General features: G+C 62.6%; 19 protein-coding genes. 11 read left to right on the top strand and 8 right to left on the bottom strand.

Features of this window, described 5'->3' with window-relative positions; all coding sequences use genetic code 11:
- Positions 1 to 2 precede the first annotated feature (2 nt).
- Positions 3 to 980 (top strand): NADPH:quinone reductase, encoded by a 978-nt coding sequence (locus J3B00_RS02080; RefSeq protein WP_209862952.1) that lies wholly within the window; start codon positions 3 to 5, stop codon positions 978 to 980.
- Positions 981 to 1,163: 183 nt separating this feature from the next.
- On the opposite strand, the gene J3B00_RS02085 is transcribed toward J3B00_RS02080, so the two are convergent.
- The 3 genes from J3B00_RS02085 to dprA all read right to left on the bottom strand — a co-directional run bounded on the left by J3B00_RS02085 (position 1,164) and on the right by dprA (position 3,626).
- The gene (locus J3B00_RS02085; protein ID WP_209862955.1) at positions 1,164 to 1,472 is read right to left on the bottom strand and encodes a hypothetical protein; all 309 of its coding nucleotides are present in this window, start codon (positions 1,470 to 1,472) and stop codon (positions 1,164 to 1,166) included.
- Positions 1,473 to 1,933: 461 nt separating this feature from the next.
- Positions 1,934 to 2,491 carry an L-threonylcarbamoyladenylate synthase gene (locus tag J3B00_RS02090; protein ID WP_209862958.1) on the bottom strand — a complete coding sequence of 186 codons (558 nt, stop codon included), beginning with the start codon at positions 2,489 to 2,491 and terminating at the stop codon, positions 1,934 to 1,936.
- Between the two features lie 37 nt (positions 2,492 to 2,528).
- Positions 2,529 to 3,626 carry a DNA-processing protein DprA gene (dprA, locus tag J3B00_RS02095; RefSeq protein ID WP_209862962.1) on the bottom strand — a complete coding sequence of 366 codons (1,098 nt, stop codon included), beginning with the start codon at positions 3,624 to 3,626 and terminating at the stop codon, positions 2,529 to 2,531.
- A gap of 209 nt (positions 3,627 to 3,835) precedes the next feature.
- Between dprA and def the strand changes: the two genes are divergently transcribed.
- The 5 genes from def to J3B00_RS02120 are packed head-to-tail and all read left to right on the top strand — an operon-like array spanning position 3,836 to position 8,366.
- Positions 3,836 to 4,342, top strand: coding sequence for a peptide deformylase (gene def / locus J3B00_RS02100; RefSeq protein WP_209862965.1), 507 nt, complete (start codon positions 3,836 to 3,838; stop codon positions 4,340 to 4,342).
- A 59-nt stretch (positions 4,343 to 4,401) separates the two neighbouring features.
- Positions 4,402 to 5,334: a methionyl-tRNA formyltransferase gene (gene fmt / locus J3B00_RS02105; RefSeq protein ID WP_209862968.1), complete on the top strand. Its 933-nt coding sequence runs from the start codon at positions 4,402 to 4,404 to the stop codon at positions 5,332 to 5,334.
- Positions 5,331 to 6,641 carry a 16S rRNA (cytosine(967)-C(5))-methyltransferase RsmB gene (gene rsmB / locus J3B00_RS02110; RefSeq protein ID WP_209862972.1) on the top strand — a complete coding sequence of 437 codons (1,311 nt, stop codon included), beginning with the start codon at positions 5,331 to 5,333 and terminating at the stop codon, positions 6,639 to 6,641. The genes fmt and rsmB overlap by 4 nt, the downstream gene beginning before the upstream one ends.
- A gap of 22 nt (positions 6,642 to 6,663) precedes the next feature.
- On the top strand, positions 6,664 to 8,037 hold the full coding sequence (trkA, locus tag J3B00_RS02115; RefSeq protein ID WP_119137059.1) for a Trk system potassium transporter TrkA: 1,374 nt from the start codon (positions 6,664 to 6,666) through the stop codon (positions 8,035 to 8,037).
- An 11-nt stretch (positions 8,038 to 8,048) separates the two neighbouring features.
- Positions 8,049 to 8,366: a tetratricopeptide repeat protein gene (locus tag J3B00_RS02120; protein WP_209862975.1), complete on the top strand. Its 318-nt coding sequence runs from the start codon at positions 8,049 to 8,051 to the stop codon at positions 8,364 to 8,366.
- Between the two features lie 41 nt (positions 8,367 to 8,407).
- Here J3B00_RS02120 and J3B00_RS02125 read toward each other — a convergent pair whose 3' ends face one another.
- Together J3B00_RS02125 and J3B00_RS02130 are read right to left on the bottom strand one after the other, a co-directional pair.
- Positions 8,408 to 9,295, bottom strand: a complete 888-nt coding sequence (locus J3B00_RS02125; protein ID WP_209862978.1) for a lysophospholipid acyltransferase — start codon at positions 9,293 to 9,295, stop codon at positions 8,408 to 8,410.
- A gap of 41 nt (positions 9,296 to 9,336) precedes the next feature.
- Positions 9,337 to 9,888 (bottom strand): DNA-3-methyladenine glycosylase I, encoded by a 552-nt coding sequence (locus tag J3B00_RS02130; RefSeq protein WP_209862981.1) that lies wholly within the window; start codon positions 9,886 to 9,888, stop codon positions 9,337 to 9,339.
- Between the two features lie 83 nt (positions 9,889 to 9,971).
- Here J3B00_RS02130 and glyQ point away from each other — a divergent pair, with 83 nt between their 5' ends.
- From glyQ to J3B00_RS02150, 4 genes are all read left to right on the top strand, one after another.
- A complete protein-coding gene (gene glyQ / locus J3B00_RS02135) occupies positions 9,972 to 10,919 on the top strand; it encodes a glycine--tRNA ligase subunit alpha (RefSeq protein ID WP_119137063.1) in 948 nt (315 codons plus the stop codon).
- Positions 10,916 to 12,970, top strand: a complete 2,055-nt coding sequence (gene glyS / locus J3B00_RS02140; protein WP_209862985.1) for a glycine--tRNA ligase subunit beta — start codon at positions 10,916 to 10,918, stop codon at positions 12,968 to 12,970. Before glyQ ends, glyS begins: the two co-directional genes overlap by 4 nt.
- 3 nt (positions 12,971 to 12,973) lie before the next feature.
- Positions 12,974 to 13,501, top strand: coding sequence for a D-glycero-beta-D-manno-heptose 1,7-bisphosphate 7-phosphatase (gene gmhB, locus J3B00_RS02145; protein WP_209862990.1), 528 nt, complete (start codon positions 12,974 to 12,976; stop codon positions 13,499 to 13,501).
- Between the two features lie 63 nt (positions 13,502 to 13,564).
- The gene (locus tag J3B00_RS02150; protein WP_209862993.1) at positions 13,565 to 14,335 is read left to right on the top strand and encodes a lysophospholipid acyltransferase family protein; all 771 of its coding nucleotides are present in this window, start codon (positions 13,565 to 13,567) and stop codon (positions 14,333 to 14,335) included.
- Between the two features lie 245 nt (positions 14,336 to 14,580).
- Here the strand turns inward: J3B00_RS02150 and J3B00_RS02155 are convergent, their stop codons facing one another.
- Together J3B00_RS02155 and J3B00_RS02160 are read right to left on the bottom strand one after the other, a co-directional pair.
- On the bottom strand, positions 14,581 to 16,200 hold the full coding sequence (locus J3B00_RS02155; protein WP_209862997.1) for an MFS transporter: 1,620 nt from the start codon (positions 16,198 to 16,200) through the stop codon (positions 14,581 to 14,583).
- Between the two features lie 97 nt (positions 16,201 to 16,297).
- The gene (locus J3B00_RS02160; protein WP_209863002.1) at positions 16,298 to 17,947 is read right to left on the bottom strand and encodes a GMC family oxidoreductase; all 1,650 of its coding nucleotides are present in this window, start codon (positions 17,945 to 17,947) and stop codon (positions 16,298 to 16,300) included.
- Between the two features lie 139 nt (positions 17,948 to 18,086).
- Here J3B00_RS02160 and J3B00_RS02165 point away from each other — a divergent pair, with 139 nt between their 5' ends.
- Positions 18,087 to 18,974 (top strand): LysR family transcriptional regulator, encoded by an 888-nt coding sequence (locus J3B00_RS02165; protein WP_209863005.1) that lies wholly within the window; start codon positions 18,087 to 18,089, stop codon positions 18,972 to 18,974.
- Here J3B00_RS02165 and J3B00_RS02170 read toward each other — a convergent pair.
- On the bottom strand, positions 18,963 to 19,778 hold the full coding sequence (locus tag J3B00_RS02170; protein WP_209863008.1) for a sulfite exporter TauE/SafE family protein: 816 nt from the start codon (positions 19,776 to 19,778) through the stop codon (positions 18,963 to 18,965). The two genes, J3B00_RS02165 and J3B00_RS02170, sit on opposite strands and share 12 nt — an antisense overlap.
- Positions 19,779 to 19,786 lie beyond the last annotated feature (8 nt).

Below are 19,786 nucleotides of genomic sequence, written 5' to 3' on the forward strand. Positions count from 1 at the left end.
AGATGGCCCAGCGTATCCAGTTCAGCCAACATGGCGGCCCGGAAGTATTACAACTGGTCGAATTCGACCCGGCCCCTCCCGGCCCTCAGCAAGTACGCGTGCGTAACCAGGCAATCGGCCTGAACTTCATCGATACCTATTTCCGTAGCGGCCTGTATCCGCCGCCTGCGCTGCCCTCTGGCCTGGGCACCGAGGGTGCCGGCGTGGTCGATGCCGTGGGCGAGGGCGTCACCCGCCTCAAGGTCGGCGACCGCGTGGCCTATGGCGGTGGCCCGCTGGGGGCGTACAGCGACTTGCACACCCTGCCTGAAGCCAATCTGGTCAAGCTGCCGGACAACATCAGCTTTGAGCAGGCGGCTGCGGTAATGCTCAAGGGCCTGACTGTGCAGTATTTGCTCAAGCAGACCTATGCCGTGCAGCCGGGCGACACCATCCTGTTCCATGCTGCTGCGGGCGGTGTCGGATCGTTGGCCTGCCAGTGGGCGGCGGCATTGGGTGCCAAGTTGATCGGTACAGTCAGCTCTGCCGAGAAGGCCGAGCGAGCCAAGGCGCTGGGTGCCTGGGCGACCATTGACTACAGCCGTGAGGATGTTGCCAAGCGCGTGCTTGAGCTGACGGACGGCAAGAAGGTGCCGGTGGTGTATGACGGCGTGGGTGCCGACACCTGGCTGACCTCGCTGGACTGCCTGCAACCGCGTGGGTTGATGGTGAGCTTTGGCAACGCGTCGGGCGCTGTCAGTGGGGTCAACCTGGGGATTCTGGCGCAGAAAGGATCGCTGTATGTAACCCGGCCGACCTTGGCCACTTATGCCAACAACGCCGAAAATACCCAGGCCATGGCGGATGATCTGTTTGCGATGATTGCCAGCGGCAAGTTGACTGTGGATATCCAGCAGCGCTATCCGCTGAACGAGGCGGCCAAGGCGCAGACCGAGTTGTCGGCGCGGCGGACGGTGGGGTCTACGGTTCTGTTGCCTTGAGCTGGGTAATCTAGCTCCGAGACTGCTCCCACACTGTGAACCTGCGCACGCCGCTCCACTGTGGGAGCGGCCTTGCCGGGGCGCCGGACCAGTCGGAAAGAGGCGCGCAGCGCCCCCAGCATTGTTGGCTCCAACCAAGAAGCCGGGTGGCAAACCCGGCGACCGCAATAGGTTTGGCCTAGCTCACAAAGATAATCGCTTGTTCAGCGTCCCGGACTCAAAGCTATTAAGCAGCGAATCCACGACTCCCTCCGCGGCCTCGACCGCATGCGGATTCGACCAGAACAGACCTTTGCCCTCTTCACGCAGATGATCAATTGCCTGGATGCCGGTTTCATAGGCACATCGCAAATGAAGGGCTACGTGGACCAGGGCATCTTCGATTTCGATGTTTGGGTTTACGGAATACAGCGGAGGATGGCCGGCATCGCAGTGGCCGAAGGCGTGAGAGGTGGTGCGTGGGAGGGGTGGATTCGGGACAATTTTTTTCATCAGTCGCTCCAAAGCATTGGAGCTGTCACTAACCCGTTACCACACGGAGTTAGGTGGCAGCTGTACGCGGGGTGGTAAACCGGATGGAGGCGGTCCCGGCAGGCTAAAGCCTCCCACGCACAGCCGCCATAGGCTGTGACACCACCAAACACCCGGGTTACCACACCCCATCGCTGAGTTGTTCAGCGACGGTATGGAGCCTAGAGGTACGAGTTCCCACTGAGAAGGTGATGGCGTTCGACAGACTGCGTAGGATATTTCCCTTAATAGGTTTCTGACACCCTTCGCAGCAAAATCAGGAATGTCCACATCCCTCCAAGAGCCAACACTCCCCCTGTAGGAGCGGGCTTGACCCGCGAACACCGGCGAAGCCGGTGCCATACACCTCTATGGCTGGGCTGGCCTCTTCGCGGGGCAAGCCCGCTCCTACCCGGGTCGGTGGCGAAGGCCAGAGGGTGGCATCACCCCGCCCGAACCACCTCGCCAGTGGCCAGGTCGCGAATCACACTCGGATTCTTCCGCCCGCCCAGCACCCCACCAAGCACCAGATCCAGCTGCCCGCGGAAATACTGCTCCACCCGCAACCGGCTCTTGGCCGCAGGACGCCCACCCGGGTTGGCCGAGGTCGAGATCAGCGGCCCCACCAACGCACACAACTCGCGCACCTGCGGATGATCACTGACCCGCAACGCCACAGTGTCGTGCTGGCCGGTGACCCACTCAGGCAACAGCCCCTGATGCGGCACCAACCAGGTGTTCGGCCCAGGCCAGGTGCTGGCCATGCGGTCGATCCAGTGTTCGGGGAAATCCTCAAAGAGGAAATCGAACTGATCAATCGTGTCCGCAACCAGAATCAGCCCTTTATCCACAGGCCGCGACTTGAGCGCCAGCAGGCGATACACCGCGTCTTCGTTCCACGGGTCGCAACCCAGGCCCCAGACCGCTTCTGTCGGGTAGGCAATCACCGCGCCCGCTCGAATCTCACGTGCGGCTTGTTGCACACGCCAACTGCTCACCATTGCTGTCTCTCCGCATAAGGGCTGATGCGCAGTTTACTTAGCCCGACCGCGCAAACCAACGCCCGGCTTCATTGGTTACCCGCCCATCAAGCTCGAGTTCGGTCAGACTGGCCAGCACCTGCGCCAGCGCCTGGCCACTGCTGCGTGCCAGCGCCTCGCTGGTCTGCGGTGCGGCGTGCAGCAGGGCGAGCAGCGGATGGGCAGGATTATCCACAGGCGCGGGGGGCAAATTCTGCCAGCCACGCAGGCTGTCGATGATCTGCTCGACACTTTCCACCAGCAACGCACCGTCGCGAATCAACTGGTGGCAGCCCTTGGCGCCTGGGTGGTGGATGGAGCCGGGCAGGGCGTAGACCTCGCGCCCTTGCTCGGCCGCCAAGCGGGCAGTGGTCAAGGAGCCACTGGCCATACTCGCTTCCACCACCAGTACGCCAAGCGACAAACCACTGATGATCCGGTTGCGGCGGGGGAAGTTGGCAGGCAACGGCCCGGCATCCAGCGCGAATTCGGAAACCAACGCGCTGCCACACTCGATCATCTCCTGCGCCAGACGCCGGTGCTGCTGTGGATAACGTTTTTCCATCCCGGTTCCAAGCACCCCGATTGTGCTCCCGTGAGCATCCAGTGCAGCCCGATGAGCGGCGCCATCGACGCCCAGCGCCAAGCCACTGGTAATGGTGAATCCCGCTCGGCTCAGATACCGGGAGAACGCCGCAGCGTTGTCCAGTGCAGGGGGCGATGCCCGGCGACTGCCCACGATCGCCAACTGTGGTTTTTCCAGTAATCCAAGATTCCCGGCGACGAACAACAGCGGCGGCGCATCATCTATTTCGGCCAGGAGCGGGGGGTATCCTGGCTGGTCCCACATCAGCAAATGCTGGCCGGGGCGCTCTAACCAGGCCATTGCGGCACTTGCTCCATCACGAATCTCAGGGCTGCGGCGCGCCTCGCAGGATGCCGCTGGCATCCCCAAGCTACGCCAGGCAGTAGCAGGTGCACTGAGCGCGGAAGATGCACTACCGAAGGCCTCGATGAGTGTACGAAAGCGCCGCAAGCCAACCTCGGGAAGCCGATGCAGACGCAATCGCGCCTCAAGCTCAGCAGGCGAACAAGCAGACGAATGGTGTTCAAACATGGCAGATCATCCTTGATCGACAGAGGGTCATCCACCTGGCACAACCTGTGGATAAGTGTGTTGATAATAGTTTGACAACCTGTCAGTCAAATGGGCTATAAGGCGTCCCGTATCACCCTAGTCGAGCTTTGCCAGGTGCTGAATCCTGCGTTTGCCTTTATTATGTGTGTTCAGTTTTCAACCGACCGCACAGTGACTGCCTGACCCCTATGGCCATTTTGAACATCCTCGAATTCCCTGACCCGCGCCTGCGCACCATTGCCAAACCGGTGACGGTGTTTGATGACGCCCTGCGCCAGCTGATCGACGACATGTTTGAAACCATGTACGAAGCCCCTGGCATCGGCCTGGCCGCGACCCAGGTCAACGTGCACCTGCGCCTGGTGGTGATGGACCTGAGCGAAGATCGCAGCGAGCCGCGAGTGTTCATCAACCCCGAAGTCGAAGAACTGACCCACGATATGGGCCAGTACCAGGAAGGCTGCCTGTCGGTGCCGGGCTTCTACGAGAACGTCGACCGCCCACTGCGGATCCGGGTCAAGGCCCTCGACCGCGATGGCAAGCCGTATGAGCTGGAGGCCGAGGGCCTGCTCGCCGTGTGCATCCAGCATGAACTCGACCACCTCAACGGCAAGCTGTTCGTCGATTACCTGTCGCAGCTCAAACGTGACCGGATCAAGAAGAAGCTGGAAAAACAGCACCGCCAGCAAGCCTGATCCCCTCCTTCCAAAGGCTTGCTCCGGCAAGCCTTTTTCTTTTGCACAGCGAGAACTCCATGCGCATCGTCTTCGCGGGCACCCCAGAGTTTGCCGCCGAACACCTCAAAGCCCTGCTCGACAGCCCTTATGAAGTGGTGGCCGTGTACACCCAGCCGGATCGTCCGGCCGGCCGTGGCCAGAAGCTCATGCCGAGCCCGGTCAAGCAGTTGGCCGTGGCCCATGACATCCCGGTGTTGCAGCCGCCGACCCTGCGCAATGCCGAGGCTCAGGCCGAGCTGGCCGCGCTCGCGCCAGACCTGATGGTGGTGGTTGCCTATGGCCTGATCCTGCCGCAGGTGGTGCTGGATATCCCGCGCTTGGGCTGCATCAACAGCCACGCCTCGCTGTTGCCGCGCTGGCGCGGTGCCGCGCCGATCCAGCGCGCCGTAGAAGCCGGTGACGCCGAGAGCGGTGTGACCGTGATGCGCATGGAAGCGGGCCTGGATACCGGGCCGATGCTGCTCAAGGCCGTCACCCCGATCAGCGCCGAAGACACCGGCGGCAGCCTGCATGATCGCCTCGCCAAGCTGGGCCCGCCGGCAGTCCTGCAGGCCATCGCCGGCCTGGCCGATGGCAGCCTGCATGGCGAAGTGCAGGACGACACCCTCGCGACCTACGCGCACAAGCTGAACAAGGACGAGGCGCGCATCGACTGGAACCGTCCGGCGCTTGAGCTGGAGCGCCTGGTACGTGCCTTCAACCCGTGGCCGGTGTGCCACAGCACCCTTGATGGCGAAAGCGTCAAGGTGCTGGCCGCAACGTTATCCACAAGTCAGGGCGCGCCCGGCGAGATCCTCAGCGCCAGCAAGGACGGCCTGGTCGTCGCCTGCGCTGACCAGGCCCTGAGCCTGACCCGCCTGCAACTGCCCGGGGGCAAGGCGCTGAACTTCAGCGACCTGTTCAACAGCCGTCGCGAGAAGTTCGCCAGCGGCAAGGTGCTTGGCCAATGAACCCACGTCTGGCTGCCGCCCGCGCCCTTGCCGCCGTGCTCAGCGGCAAGGCTTCGCTGAACAGTTCGCTGCCCATTCAACTGGACAAGGTCGACGAACGCGATCGTGGCCTGACCCAGGACCTGGCCTTTGGCACGGCCCGCTGGCAGCCGCGCCTGGAGCTGCTTGCCGCTCAGCTGTTACAGAAGCCGTTCAAGGCGGCCGACAGCGATGTGCAGGCGCTGCTGCTGGTCGGCCTGTACCAGCTGTTCTACACCCGCGTGCCGGCGCATGCCGCCATCGGTGAGACCGTGGGCTGTGCCGACAAGCTGAAGAAGCCGTGGGCCAAGGCCCTGCTCAACGCCGTATTGCGCCGTGCCCAGCGCGAGGGCGAAGCACTCCTCGCCAGCATGGAGCGCGACCCGGTGGTACGCACCGCTCACCCGCGCTGGTTGCAGAAGTCGCTGAAAGCCTTCTGGCCGGAGCAGTGGGAAGCCATCTGCGCCGCCAACAACGCCCACCCGCCGATGATCCTGCGGGTCAACCGCCGCCATCACAGCCGCGACGCCTACCTGGCTTTGCTGGTCGAAGCAGGCATCGCGGCCAGCGCCTGCCAGTACAGCCGCGACGGTATCGTCCTCGATACCGCCTGCGATGTACGCGGTCTGCCGGGCTTCGCCGAGGGTTGGGTGAGTGTTCAGGACGAGGCTGCGCAACTGGCCGCCGACCTGCTTGAACTGGCCCCCGGCCAGCGCGTGCTCGACGCCTGCTGTGCCCCTGGCGGCAAGACCTGCCACCTGCTCGAAGCCGAGCAAGGCCTGGCCGAAGTGGTCGCCATCGACCTTGAAGCCAAGCGTCTGACCCGCGTGCGCGAGAACCTCGACCGGCTGCAGCTGGACGCCAAGCTGATCGCCTGTGATGCCCGGGAAACCGCCACCTGGTGGGACGGCAAGCCGTTCCAGCGGATCCTGCTCGACGCACCCTGCTCGGCCACCGGCGTCATCCGCCGTCACCCGGACATCAAGCTGACCCGCCAGGCCGACGACATCCCGGCCCTGGCCGCGCTGCAAGGCGAACTGCTCGACGCGCTGTGGCCAACCCTCGAAGTCGGCGGCATGCTGCTCTATGCCACCTGCTCGAGCCTGCCGACGGAAAATACCGAGGTGATCGAGGCGTTTCTGGCCCGCACCCCCGGCGCCCGTGAACTGGACCTGGCCACCGAAGCCGGCCTGCGCCAGCCGCACGGTCGCCAGCTGTTGGCCCAGGAAGGCGGCCACGATGGCTTCTACTATGCCAAGCTGATCAAGATCGCCGCCTCGCGCGCATAAGAATAATGGTTAGGAGTAGCGGATGAAGATCATCATCCTGGGTGCAGGGCAGGTCGGCGGCACGCTGGCCGAGCACCTGGCAAGCGAAGCCAATGACATCACCGTGGTCGACACCGATGGCGACCGCCTGCGCGACCTCGGTGACCGCCTCGACATCCGCACCGTGCAGGGCCGTGGCTCGTTGCCGACGGTGCTGCGCCAGGCGGGCGCCGACGACGCCGACATGCTGGTGGCGGTGACCAACAGCGACGAGACCAACATGGTCGCCTGCCAGGTCGCCTATTCGCTGTTCCACACCCCGACCAAGATCGCCCGGGTGCGTGAATCGGCGTACCTCACCCGTGAAGAGCTGTTTCACAACGACCACATTCCGGTGGATGTGCTGATCAGCCCCGAGCAGGTGGTGACCAACTACATCAAGCGCCTGATCGAACATCCCGGTGCCTTGCAGGTGATCGACTTTGCCGACGGCAAGGCCCAGCTGGTCGCGGTCAAGGCCTACTACGGTGGCCCGCTGGTGGGTCAGCAGCTGCGCCAGATCCGCGCGCACATGCCCAATGTCGATACCCGCGTAGCCGCGATCTTCCGCCGTGACCGACCGATCAAGCCGCAGGGCGATACGGTGATCGAGGCCGATGACGAGGTGTTCTTCATCGCCGCAAAAAAGGACATCCGCGCGGTCATGGGCGAACTGCGCCGTATCGACGAGACCAACAAGCGCGTGGTCATCGCCGGCGGCGGGCAGATCGGTGAGCGCCTGGCAGAGGCCATCGAGAGCCGCTACCAGGTGAAGATCATCGAGATGAACGCCGCACGCTGCCGTTATCTGTCGGACACCCTGGAAAGCACCGTGGTGCTCCAGGGCAGTGCCTCGGACAAGGACCTGATGCTCGAAGAGAACATCGCCGATGCCGATATCTTCCTTGCCCTGACCAACGACGACGAGGCCAACATCATGTCCTCGCTGCTGGCCAAGCGCCTGGGGGCGAGCAAGGTGATGACCCTGATCAACAACCCGGCCTACGTCGACCTGGTCCAGGGCGGCGAAATCGACATCGCCATCAGCCCGCAGCTGGCTACCATCGGCACCTTGCTGGCGCATGTGCGCCGTGGCGATATCGTCAGTGTGCATTCGCTGCGCCGGGGCGCGGCCGAGGCCATCGAAGCGGTGGCGCATGGCGACTCGAAGTCGAGCAAGGTGATCGGCAAGGCGATCGAAGACATCGCCTTGCCGCCGGGCACCACCATTGGCGCGATCATTCGCGATGAGCAGGTGTTGATCGCCCACGACGACACGGTGATCGAAACCGGTGACCATGTGATCCTGTTCGTTGTGGATAAAAAGCATATCCGGGACGTGGAAAAGCTGTTCCACGTGGGCTTGAGCTTCTTCTAAGGACACACCGCATGCGCGAATCGCTGGAAAAGATGCTGGCCAAGGGTGTGGATAACGCCCTGTTGCGTTTTGGCTTGGGTAAGGCCTGGCTGGATGAGGGCAACGGCGCGCAAGCGGCGGTGCATCTGGCGCGCTGTGTCGAGCAGGACCCGAAGTATTCGGCGGCGTGGAAGTTGCTGGGCAAGGCCTATCAGCTGGACGGCGACCTGGCGGCGGCGCGCAAGGCGTGGGAGGAGGGCATTGCCGCGGCGCAGGTGCATGGCGACAAGCAGGCAGAGAAAGAGATGGCCGTGTTTCTCAAGAAGCTCGATAAAGCCGAGAAGCCTTGAAACGTTGAGATCCTGGGGCTGCTTTGCAGCCCCAGGCAATCTCAGTACCAGCGCGCCTCGCCCGCCGGGCGCTTCTTGAAGCGCTTCATGCTCCACATGTACTGGCTGGGATACTCGCGCACATAACGCTCGACCACTTTGCTCATGGCCGCCGCCGACACCGTCACATCATCGCTGTACATCTCTTCCGGCGCCGCTTCCAGAATCACCCGGAACCCGGAGCCGTCCGGCAGCCGCAGCGCATGCAGGAACACCCCCACCGCCTTGCCACCGGCGAGCATGTTCGGCACGAACTTGCTGGTCAGCGCCTGAGTGCCAAGAAACGGCACGAACACCCCTGCCGACTCCGCCGGTTCAGGGTCGGCAGGAATTCCCACCTGACCACCGCGGCGCACCTCCTTGATCACGCTGAGGATGCCTTCCTTGGTCGAAGGCGCCACACGGTTGCCCATCTGCACCCGCTGCTCGCGCAACAGGTCATCGACTGCCTTGAGCTTGGGCGGGCGATAGAAAATGATCGGTTTGCACTGGTTGCAATAGAAATGGTTCAACACCTCCCAGTTACCCAGGTGGCTGGTGATGCCAACCACGCCCTTGCCCGAAGCCAAGGCCTGCTCGAGCACGTCAAGGCCGTGCACTTCCTTGACCAGTTCCAGCGACCGCTGCGGCGGCCAGATCCAGGCACAAGCGCTTTCGACGAACGATTTGCCGATGTCGCGCAACGCCTCACCGACCAGTTGCTCGCGCTCGACCGGGTTCATTTCCGGGAAACACTTGGCCAGGTTTATCCTCACCACGTTGCGCGAACCGTTGGGGACCTTCCACATGAGCCAGCCGATACCCGCGCCAACCCGCTGCACCGCGCCCCAGGGCAGCTTGGCGAAGAGTCGTAGCACCCCGACCATCAGGGCGCCTTTGAATTTTTCCACAGGCGGATTCCTTATTTCTGCAAGGCGCGCATTGTAACCCCTCAGCGCTGCAACGCGGCGTAGCGATCACAGTCGGTGGTGTGGTCCATGACCATCCCGGTGGCCTGCATGAAGGCATAACAGATGGTCGGGCCGACAAAGGTGAAGCCGGCTTTCTGCAGTGCCTTGCTCATCGCCTTGGCCTCGTCGGTAACTGCCGGCACCTCGCTGCGGCTGCTGAAATGGTTGATCTTCGGCGCGCCCCCGACAAACGACCACAGCCATTCGGCGGGGTTATCCACAGCCAGCCAGGCCTTGGCATTACGCCGTGCAGCATTGAGCTTGAGGCGATTGCGGATGATCCCCGCGTCGAGCATCAGCGCTTCGATTTTGTCGTCGCTCATCTGCGCCAGTTGCAGCGGGTCGAAGCCGTACATCACCTCGCGGTAGCGCTCGCGTTTACGCAAGACGGTGATCCACGACAGCCCCGCCTGGAACCCTTCGAGCAAAAGCATCTCGAAGAGCAACGCCGGGTCGCGCTGCGGTGTCCCCCATTCCTGGTCGTGATAGGCCTGGTACAACGGATCTTCAGAACACCAAAAGCAGCGTGGCATAAGGCTCCAATGAGTAGAGGGCGAGGCGAATCGGGTTATACTCCCGCTCTTTACATCCGCATCCCCAGATACAGGTGAATTTCGTGAGCCAGCCTACGCCAGCCGTGCGTACCTTCCAAGACCTCATCCTCGCCCTGCAGAAGTACTGGGCGGAGCAAGGTTGTGTGGTACTTCAGCCCTACGATATGGAAGTAGGCGCCGGCACTTTCCACACCGCCACCTTCCTGCGCGCTGTCGGCCCAGAGACCTGGAACGCCGCCTACGTGCAGCCTAGCCGTCGCCCAGCCGACGGACGGTATGGTGAGAACCCCAACCGCCTGCAGCATTACTACCAGTTCCAGGTGGTTCTCAAGCCGAACCCGGCCAACTTCCAGGAGCTGTACCTGGGCTCGCTGAAGGCGATCGGCCTGGACCCGCTGGTCCACGACATTCGCTTCGTCGAAGACAACTGGGAATCGCCGACCCTCGGCGCCTGGGGTCTGGGCTGGGAAATCTGGCTGAACGGCATGGAGGTGACCCAGTTCACCTACTTCCAGCAAGTCGGCGGCATCGAGTGCTACCCGGTTACCGGCGAGATCACTTACGGCCTCGAGCGCCTGGCGATGTACATCCAGGGTGTCGATTCGGTGTACGACCTGGTCTGGGCTGACGGCCCGTTCGGCGTTGTCACCTACGGCGATGTGTTCCACCAGAACGAAGTGGAACAGTCGACCTACAACTTCGAGCACGCCAACGTCGACAAGCTGTTCGAACTGTTCGACTTCTACGAAAGCGAAGCGAACCGCCTGATCAAGCTCGACCTGCCGCTGCCGACCTATGAAATGGTCCTGAAGGCCTCGCACACCTTCAACCTGCTCGACGCCCGCCGCGCCATCTCGGTGACCGAGCGTCAGCGCTATATCCTGCGTGTACGTACCCTGGCCCGGGACGTGGCGCAAAGCTACCTGCAAGCCCGTGCGCGCATGGGCTTCCCGATGGCGACCCCTGAACTGCGTGATGAAGTGTTGGCTAAGCTGGAGGCTGCACAATGAGTGCTCAAGATTTCCTGGTTGAACTGGGCACCGAAGAGCTGCCACCGAAAGCCCTCGCCACCCTCGGCGACGCCTTCTTGGCCGGTATCGAGAAAGGCCTGCAGGCCGCTGGCCTGAACTATGCGGCGAAATCCGTCTATGCCGCGCCACGCCGCCTGGCCGTGCTGATCCGTCAGCTCGACGTGCAGCAGCCAGACCGCAGCATCAACGTCGACGGCCCGCCCGTGCAGGCTGCGTTCGATGCCGAAGGCAAGCCGACCCAGGCCGCCCTGGGCTTCGCCAAGAAGTGTGGCGTCGACCTCTCCGAGATCGACCAGAGCGGCGCCAAGCTGCGCTTTTCCCAGCACATCCCGGGCAAGGCCACCGCCAGCCTGCTGCCGACCATCGTCGAAGACTCGCTGAACGACCTGCCGATTCCCAAGCGCATGCGCTGGGCGGCCAGCCGTGAAGAGTTCGTGCGTCCGACCCAGTGGCTGGTAATGCTGCTTGGCGAGCAAGTTGTGGACTGCACCATTCTCAAGCAACAGGCCGGTCGCGAGTCGCGTGGGCACCGTTTCCACCACCCGGAAAACGTCGTCATCAGCGCCCCGGCCAACTATGTCGAAGACCTGCGCAAGGCCTACGTGCTGGCCGACTTCGCCGAGCGCCGCGAGTTGATCGCCAAGCGCACCGCTGAGCTGGCCATGCAGCAGGAAGGCACTGCCATCGTGCCGCCGGCGCTGCTCGATGAAGTGACCGCGCTGGTCGAGTGGCCAGTGCCGCTGGTGTGCTCGTTCGAAGAGCGTTTCCTCGATGTGCCGCAAGAAGCGCTGATCACCACCATGCAGGACAACCAGAAGTATTTCTGCCTGCTGGACAGCGAAGGCAAGCTGTTGCCGCGCTTCATTACCGTGGCCAACGTCGAGAGCCGCGATCCGCAGCAGATCGTCCAGGGCAACGAGAAGGTGGTGCGTCCGCGCCTGACCGACGCCGAGTTCTTCTTCAAGCAAGACAAGAAGCAGCCGCTGGAAACCTTCAACGAGCGCCTCAAGAACGTGGTCTTCCAGGCTCAGCTGGGCAGCGTCTACGACAAGGCCGAGCGGGTTTCGCGACTGGCTGCGTTCATCGCGCCGCACATCGGTGGTAACGCCCAGAACGCAGCGCGCGCGGGCCTGCTGTCGAAGTGCGACCTGGCCACCGAAATGGTGGGTGAGTTCCCTGAAATGCAGGGCATCGCCGGCTACTACTACGCCATCAACGATGGCGAGCCAGAAGACGTCGCCCTGGCCCTGAACGAGCAGTACATGCCGCGCGGTGCTGGCGCTGAACTGCCACAGACCGTGACCGGCGCTGCCGTGGCCATTGCCGACAAGCTGGACACCCTGGTCGGCATCTTCGGCATCGGCATGCTGCCGACCGGTAGCAAAGACCCGTACGCGCTGCGCCGTGCCGCTCTGGGCGTGCTGCGCATCCTCATCGACAAGCAGCTGGACCTGGACCTGACCGACGCAGTCAGCTTCGCCGTCGCCCAGTTCGCCAGCAAGGTCAAGGCTGCCGGCCTGGCCGAGCAGGTGCTGGAGTTCATCTTCGACCGCCTGCGTGCGCGTTACGAAGACGAAGGTATCGATGTGGGCACCTACCTCTCGGTGCGTGCGCTCAAGCCGGGGTCGGCACTGGACTTCGATCAGCGGGTGCAGGCAGTACAAGCCTTCCGCAAGCTGCCGGAAGCCGAGGCCCTGGCCGCGGTCAACAAGCGCGTGTCGAACCTGCTGAGCAAGGCGGAAGGGGCGATCGCCGAACAGGTCGAGCCGAAGTACTTCGACAATGCCAACGAGTTCTCCCTGTACTCGGCGATCCAGCAGGCCGACCAGGCCGTGCAGCCGATGGCTGCCGCCCGCCAGTACAGCGAGTCGCTGGCACGCCTGGCTGCCCTGCGTGATCCGGTCGACGCCTTCTTCGAGGCGGTGATGGTCAACGCTGAGGACGCCAAGGTCCGCGCCAACCGTTATGCCCTGCTCAGCCGCCTGCGCGGTCTGTTCCTGGGCGTCGCCGACATCTCGCTGCTGGGGTAAGCCTTGAAACTGCTGATTCTCGATCGTGACGGGGTGATCAATCACGACTCCGACGCCTACATCAAGTCGCTGGAAGAATGGATCCCGATTGCCGGCTCGATCGAGGCCATCGCGCAGTTGAGCAAGGCCGGCTGGACGGTGGCGGTTGCCACCAACCAGTCGGGCATCGCTCGCGGCTACTACTCGCTGGACACCCTCGAGGCCATGCACGCGCGCTTGCGCGCGCTGGTCGCTGCCGAGGGTGGCGAGGTCGGTCACATCGTGTACTGCCCGCATGGTCCGGACGAAGGCTGCGCATGCCGCAAGCCCAAGCCGGGCATGCTGCTGGCCATCGCCGAACAGTACCGGGTTGCCCTTGATGGCATCTGGTTCGTCGGCGACAGCAAAGGTGACCTGGAGGCCGCCCTGGCCGTCGGAGCACAACCTGTGTTGGTAAAGACCGGCAAGGGTGAGAAGACCCTGAGCAAGGGCGTCACGCAAGACACCCTGATTTTTGACGATCTGGCCGCAGTCGCCAGAGCACTTATTTAAGAGGGTGCGCCGCGCTGGCGCACTTTTCACTAGGCGGGCGCGCCCGCAACGGTACATGCCACTATGTCGATCCTGCAGGCGATCAGAATCTTTCTTTTTTACCTGCTGTTGGGCACCAGCTCGCTGCTGTGGTGCACCCTGAGCTTCTTCATTGCGCCGTTTCTGCCATTCAACAAGCGCTATCGGTTCATCAACGTCTACTGGTGCCGCTTCGCCGTGCTGCTGACGCAGACGGTGCTGGGTATCCGCTACAAGATCACCGGTGCCGAGAACGTACCAGAGACACCCTGCGTGATCCTCGCCAACCACCAGAGCACGTGGGAGACGTTCTTTCTCTCTGCCTACTTCCAGCCGCTGAGCCAGGTGCTCAAGCGTGAGCTGTTGTATGTACCGTTCTTCGGGTGGGCGATGGCCATGTTGCGGCCGATCGCCATCGACCGTGACAACCCCAAAGAAGCCTTGCGCCATGTCGCCAAGAAGGGCGACGAACTGCTCAAGCAGGGCGTCTGGGTGTTGATCTTCCCTGAAGGCACCCGCGTGCCGTATGGCCAGATCGGCAAGTTTTCACGCGGCGGTACTGCCCTGGCGGTGAATGCTGGTTTGCCGGTGCTGCCGATTGCGCACAACGCTGGCAAGTACTGGCCGAAGTCGGGCTGGGGCAAGCAGGCCGGGGTTATCGAAGTAGTAATCGGCGAGCCTATGTACGCCGAGGGCAGCGGACCGCGAGCGATTGCCGAGCTGAACAACCGCGCCGAGGCCTGGAACCAGGCAACCCAGCGGGCCTTGGGTTCGCTGCCACCCGCGGCAGAAAACGTGGAACAGCAGACTGCATGACGTTCTGTGGATAACTTGTGAGCAACTTTTCAATAAGTGCTCAGAGATACGTCCTAACTTACTGAATTAAAAGCTTATTTTTCTGTATGACATTTTTCTGAAAAACGTGCATAAGTTTTTTAGCGGCATAAAAAAACCGGCTTTTACGCCGGTTTTTTTGTGGCTGTTGCAGGGCTATCTGTCTTCAATTCTTCGCGGGGCAAGCCCGCTCGTGCAGGTTCAATGGCGTCCCTTGCGCGCTCCCCTCAGACCTTGTCGATATCCACATCCTTGGTTTCTTTCAAGCAGAAGATCCCCACCACCAGGCTGATCCCGGTAATCAGCACCGGATACCACAAGCCATAGAAGATGTCTCCGGTATACACCACCAGCGCGAACGATACCGTCGGCAGGAAGCCGCCAAACCAGCCGTTACCGATGTGGTAGGGCAGGGACATCGAGGTATAGCGGATCCGCGTCGGGAACAGTTCTACCATTACCGCTGCCAGCGGCCCGTACGTCATGGTCGCGATCAGGATCATCGCCACGATCAGCACCACCACCATGAACTCATTGACCTGCGACGGATCAGCCTTGGCCGGATAGCCCGCCTGCTCGATCGCCGCGCGCATGGCCGCCTCGTCGAAGCCATTGATGGCCTTGTCACCAATGTTCACCACCACATCGCTGCCGGTTGCCGCCTCTGAACTATACGGCAGGCCTTGCTTCACGAGGAAGGTCTTGACCTTGTCGCACGGGCTGTCGAAACGCGCCTTGCCCACCGGATCGAACTGGAAGGTGCAGCTGTTCGGGTCGGCCATGACCACGATCGGTGCCTGTCGGCTGGCGGCATCGATCTGCGGGTTGGCGTAGTGGCTCAGGGCTTTGAACATCGGGAAGTACAAGACCGTCGCCAGCAACAGGCCGACCATCAGAATCGGCTTGCGGCCAATCCGGTCCGACAGCCAACCGAAGAACACGAAGAAAGGTGCACCGATCACCACGCTGATGATCAGCAGGGTATTAGCCTGAGCCGGGTCCATCTTGAGCATCTGCGTCATGAAGAACAGCACGTAGAACTGCGCTGTGTAGAAGGTCACTGCCTGGCCGGCGTTGATGCTGAACAGGGCAGTCAGGACCACCTTGAGGTTGGGCCAGTTGGTGAACGACTCACGAATGGGCGACTTGCTGATCTTGCCCTGGGCCTTCATTTTCACGAAGGCTGGCGACTCGTGCATGCTCATGCGGATCCAGGTGGAGATCCCCAGCAGGACGATCGACAGCAGGAACGGCAGGCGCCAGCCCCAGGTCTCGAACTGATCGCCACTGATATAGCGGCTGCCCAGTACCACCAGCAGCGACAGCAACAAGCCGAGGGTCGCGGTGGACTGGATGAAACCGGTATGGAAGCCGCGTTTGCCTGGTGGCGCATGCTCGGCAACGTAGGTCGCCGCGCCGCCATATTCACCACCCAGCGCCAGCCCTTGCAGCATGCGCAGGATCACCAGGATGATCGGCGCGGCAATGCCAATGCTGGCGTAGGTCGGTAACAGCCCCACGGCAAAGGTCGACAGGCCCATCAGCACGATGGTAATCAGGAAGGTGTACTTGCGCCCGATCATGTCGCCCAGGCGACCGAACACCAGCGCGCCGAACGGCCGTACCAGGAAGCCCGCGGCAAACGCCATCAGGGCAAAGATGAACGCGGTGGTGTCGTTGACCCCAGCAAAGAACTGCTTGCTGATGACCGCCGCCAACGCGCCGTAGAGAAAAAAGTCATACCACTCGAAAACGGTCCCGAGGGATGACGCGAAAATGATCTTTCTTTCCTCGCGACGACTGGAGCTGCTCGCCGCTGCGCCCTGCTCTTGGATGTAATCCGACATCGTTGCTGTCCTCGGCCTACGGGCCACAGTGATTATTCTTGTTGTTCCACTGTCGGCGGCTCATGACCCCAAGCCGCCGGTTGTTGCACGCACCCGGTCAGGGCGTCGGTATCGCGCTTGCGTCGTTGAGAGTGGTCTGGGTTGCGGCCCCCTTGAGGATCAGTTGTGCCGCCTTCTCGGCGATCATCAGTGTGGGTGAACAGGTATTGCCAGAAACGATCTGCGGCATGATCGAAGCGTCAGCCACGCGCAGGCCGGGGACGCCATGTACACGCAGCTGGTTATCCACAACGTCCAGCGGCCCGTTGCCCATACGGCAGGTGCCGACCGGGTGGAAGATGGTCGTGCCGATCTTGCTGGCTGCTTCCTGCAGTTCCTGTTCGCTCTGCAGGGCAGGCCCAGGCAGATACTCTTTGGGCGCGAACGCCGCGAGGGCAGGGGCCTGGATGATGCGCCGGGTCATGCGGATGGCATCGGCGGCTACCTTCAAGTCCTGCGGGTCGCTGAGGTAGTTGGGGTCGATCAACGGCTCGGCGTTCATGTCAGCCGAACGGATGTCGATGCGCCCGCGACTCACCGGGCGCAAGTTGCACACCGATGCGGTAAATGCCGGAAACCGGTGCAGCGGTTCACCGAACCGTTCCAGCGACAACGGCTGCACGTGGTATTGCAGGTTGGCGCTAGGCTGATCAGGGCTGGAGCGTACAAACGCGCCGAGCTGGCTGGGCGCCATCGCCAGCGGGCCACTGCGGTCGTACAGATAACGCAGCCCCATGCCCATCTTGCTCCACAGGCTGTTGGCCATCTGGTTGAGGGTACGGGTGTTGCTGATCTGATAGATCAGACGTAGTTGCAGGTGGTCCTGCAGGTTGCCGCCGACACCCGGCAGGTCATGCCGCACGCCGATGCCCAAGCCTTCGAGGAGCTTGCGCGGGCCGATACCGGAGCGCTGGAGAATCCCTGGAGAACCTACCGAGCCTGCGCAGAGGATGATCTCGCGACGTGCCTGAAACTCATGCCAGGCGCCTTGCCAGCATGCCTTGACCGCCGTTGCGCGGACATTGTTGAGCAGCACCTGGTCGACCTGCACATCGGTGAGAATGGTTACATTGGGGCGTTTGAGGATTGGCCGCAGAAACGCTTTGGCCGCATTCCAGCGCACACCACTGCGCTGATTGACCTGAAAGTATCCACAGCCCTGGTTGTCGCCAGTATTGAAGTCGTCGACCTTGGCGATACCGCTCTGCTCGGCGGCGTCGCGGAAGGCATCGAGAATCGGCCAGCTGTAACGCTGTTGCTCGACCCGCCACTCGCCGCCGGCGCCGTGATGATCACTGCTCCCGGCATAGTGATTCTCGCTGACTTTGAACAGCGGCAGCACGTCATCCCAGCCCCAGCCAGGGTTGCCTTGCTCGGCCCAGCGGTCGTAATCCGCCGCCTGGCCACGCATGTAGATCATGCCGTTGATCGAAGAACAGCCACCGAGCACCTTACCCCGTGGATAGCCCAGGCTGCGCCCGGCCAGGCCGGTCTGCGCCTCGGTCTTGAAGCACCAGTCGGTACGCGGATTACCGATGCAATAGAGGTAGCCGACCGGGACATGAATCCAGGGATAGTTATCGCGCCCCCCGGCCTCGAGCAGCAGAACGCGGCAAGCAGGGTCGGCAGACAAACGATTGGCCAGCAGGCAACCGGCGGGACCGGCGCCAACGACCACGTAGTCGAAGACTGAATCGGCTGATGGCATGCGTAACCTCGCGCCTGATTATTATTCTTGTCGACTTTCATCTTAGTGAGTAATTTCGCTGAGCAGACACGAGTTTTTGCGCAACGGCTGTGCGTTTTAGCACAACGCGCAGGCCATCCATGGATGACTGGGGAAGGGCATGTTCGACTGGAATGATCTACGGTTTTTCCTCGAGTTGCAGCGCAGCGGCCGCTTGCTCACTGCCGCCAAGCGTCTCAACACCACCCACAGTACAGTCGCCCGGCACATCGAGAGCATCGAGAAAAGCCTCGGTACTGCGCTGTTCGTCCAGCACGCGCAAGGCTACGAACTGACGCCCTCCGGCCAGGCGCTGCTCAAACACGCGGAGGCCATGGAGAACGTCGCCTTGCTGGCGCAGGAGGAAATCACCCAGGCGATCACGCCCCTGGGCAAGATTCGCCTGGGGGTGACCGAAGGCATCGGCATCATGTTCTTCACCCCGCGCATGAACGCGCTGTTCGAACGTTATCCGGGGCTTGAAGTGGAGCTGGTGGCCGTGCCGCGCTTCGTCAGCATTCTCAACCGCGAAGCGGAAATCAGCATTCATCTGGAGCGGCCCAACGCCGACCTGCTGATCACACGCAAGCTCACCGACTATCGTCTGGCCCTCTATGCCAGCCCGGACTACCTCGAGCGCGCGCCAGCACTGCATACCCGTGAGGACCTCGCTCGGCATAACTGGATCGGCTATGTCGATGACCTGCTGTTCAGCCAGGAACTGCTGTTTCTCAACAGCTTCTGCCGTGCGCCCAACGTGGTGTTTCGCAGCACCAGCGTGATCGCCCAGCAGCATGCCGCTCGCGCCGGTCTGGGCATAGCCGTGCTGCCCAACTACATGGCGCGGCATGACCCTGGTTTACGCCGGGTCCTGCCCAGTGAAGTCATCCAGCGCAGTTACTGGATCTGCACCCGACGCGAGCTGCACAAGTCTGTACGGTTACGGGTGGTGTGGGATTACCTGCTCAACCTGTGTGCGCAGGAACAGGCAGACCTGCTAGCCGAGTAGCGCCTTGCCCGCCAGTATCAGTGCCGCGGCTACGCCAATAATCGCAAACAATTGCTGCAGGCGCGGCCCGGCCAACTTGGCCGACAAAGGCCGGGCCAGCAGCAAGCCGAACACCGCGCCCGCTGCGAATGGCGCGCCGACCTGCCAGTGCATGACCCCAGAAAGGCTGGCGCTGACCACACTACCGGTAGCGACCAGGGCGATCACCGCCAGCGAGGTGGCGACGATGCTCTGCATGTCGAGGTTGGTGTAGCGGTTCAACGCGGGAATGATGACGAAACCACCGCCCACGCCCAACAGCCCCGAGAGCAATCCAGAGGTGGCGCCAGTGACGGCTAGCGCGCGTGCGCAGGGTAGGGTCCAACGCAGACGACCCTGCAGCGGGTTAAGCACGCAGGGCATGATCTGCCGCTCACCGCAGGGTGACTCACCCCGCAGTTCACGCGCCGCCTTGCGCCAGATACGCAGGCAGGCGTATGTGAGCACGCCAGCAAAGCCGACGGCCAGCGGCGTATTGGGCAGGGTGTGCGCAAGCATCAGCCCGAATGGCGCCGCGGCGATGCCAATCACAGCGATGAATAACGCGGCACGGTAGCGTACCCGCCCTTGGCGCAAACCCAGCACCGCACCGACGCCCGCCGCCAGCCCCACAGCCAGCAAGCCGACTGGCGCTGCCTCGACCATGCTCAGGCCTAGGCCGAACACCAGCAGCGGTACCGCGAGAATACCGCCACCTGCGCCCGTCAACGCCAGCACTGCGCCGATGAGTGCGCCCAGCCCGGCGCCCAGCAATTGATGCTCCATCTGCTCGT

This window comes from Pseudomonas sp. BP8, from assembly GCF_017875955.1.
Classification (GTDB): domain Bacteria; phylum Pseudomonadota; class Gammaproteobacteria; order Pseudomonadales; family Pseudomonadaceae; genus Aquipseudomonas.

Bases quoted from the DNA above. Each gene is read 5' to 3' on its own strand.
- J3B00_RS02170 (WP_209863008.1), bottom strand. From the start codon at position 19,778: ATGGAGCATCAATTGCTGGGCGCCGGGCTGGGCGCACTCATCGGCGCA.
- fmt (WP_209862968.1), top strand. From the start codon at position 4,402: ATGCGCATCGTCTTCGCGGGCACCCCAGAGTTTGCCGCCGAACACCTC.
- J3B00_RS02090 (WP_209862958.1), bottom strand. From the start codon at position 2,491: ATGGTGAGCAGTTGGCGTGTGCAACAAGCCGCACGTGAGATTCGAGCG.
- J3B00_RS02120 (WP_209862975.1), top strand. From the start codon at position 8,049: ATGCGCGAATCGCTGGAAAAGATGCTGGCCAAGGGTGTGGATAACGCC.
- def (WP_209862965.1), top strand. From the start codon at position 3,836: ATGGCCATTTTGAACATCCTCGAATTCCCTGACCCGCGCCTGCGCACC.
- glyS (WP_209862985.1), top strand. From the start codon at position 10,916: ATGAGTGCTCAAGATTTCCTGGTTGAACTGGGCACCGAAGAGCTGCCA.
- J3B00_RS02165 (WP_209863005.1), top strand. From the start codon at position 18,087: ATGTTCGACTGGAATGATCTACGGTTTTTCCTCGAGTTGCAGCGCAGC.
- dprA (WP_209862962.1), bottom strand. From the start codon at position 3,626: ATGTTTGAACACCATTCGTCTGCTTGTTCGCCTGCTGAGCTTGAGGCG.
- rsmB (WP_209862972.1), top strand. From the start codon at position 5,331: ATGAACCCACGTCTGGCTGCCGCCCGCGCCCTTGCCGCCGTGCTCAGC.
- J3B00_RS02130 (WP_209862981.1), bottom strand. From the start codon at position 9,888: ATGCCACGCTGCTTTTGGTGTTCTGAAGATCCGTTGTACCAGGCCTAT.
- J3B00_RS02150 (WP_209862993.1), top strand. From the start codon at position 13,565: ATGTCGATCCTGCAGGCGATCAGAATCTTTCTTTTTTACCTGCTGTTG.
- J3B00_RS02085 (WP_209862955.1), bottom strand. From the start codon at position 1,472: ATGAAAAAAATTGTCCCGAATCCACCCCTCCCACGCACCACCTCTCAC.
- J3B00_RS02080 (WP_209862952.1), top strand. From the start codon at position 3: ATGGCCCAGCGTATCCAGTTCAGCCAACATGGCGGCCCGGAAGTATTA.
- J3B00_RS02160 (WP_209863002.1), bottom strand. From the start codon at position 17,947: ATGCCATCAGCCGATTCAGTCTTCGACTACGTGGTCGTTGGCGCCGGT.
- J3B00_RS02155 (WP_209862997.1), bottom strand. From the start codon at position 16,200: ATGTCGGATTACATCCAAGAGCAGGGCGCAGCGGCGAGCAGCTCCAGT.
- trkA (WP_119137059.1), top strand. From the start codon at position 6,664: ATGAAGATCATCATCCTGGGTGCAGGGCAGGTCGGCGGCACGCTGGCC.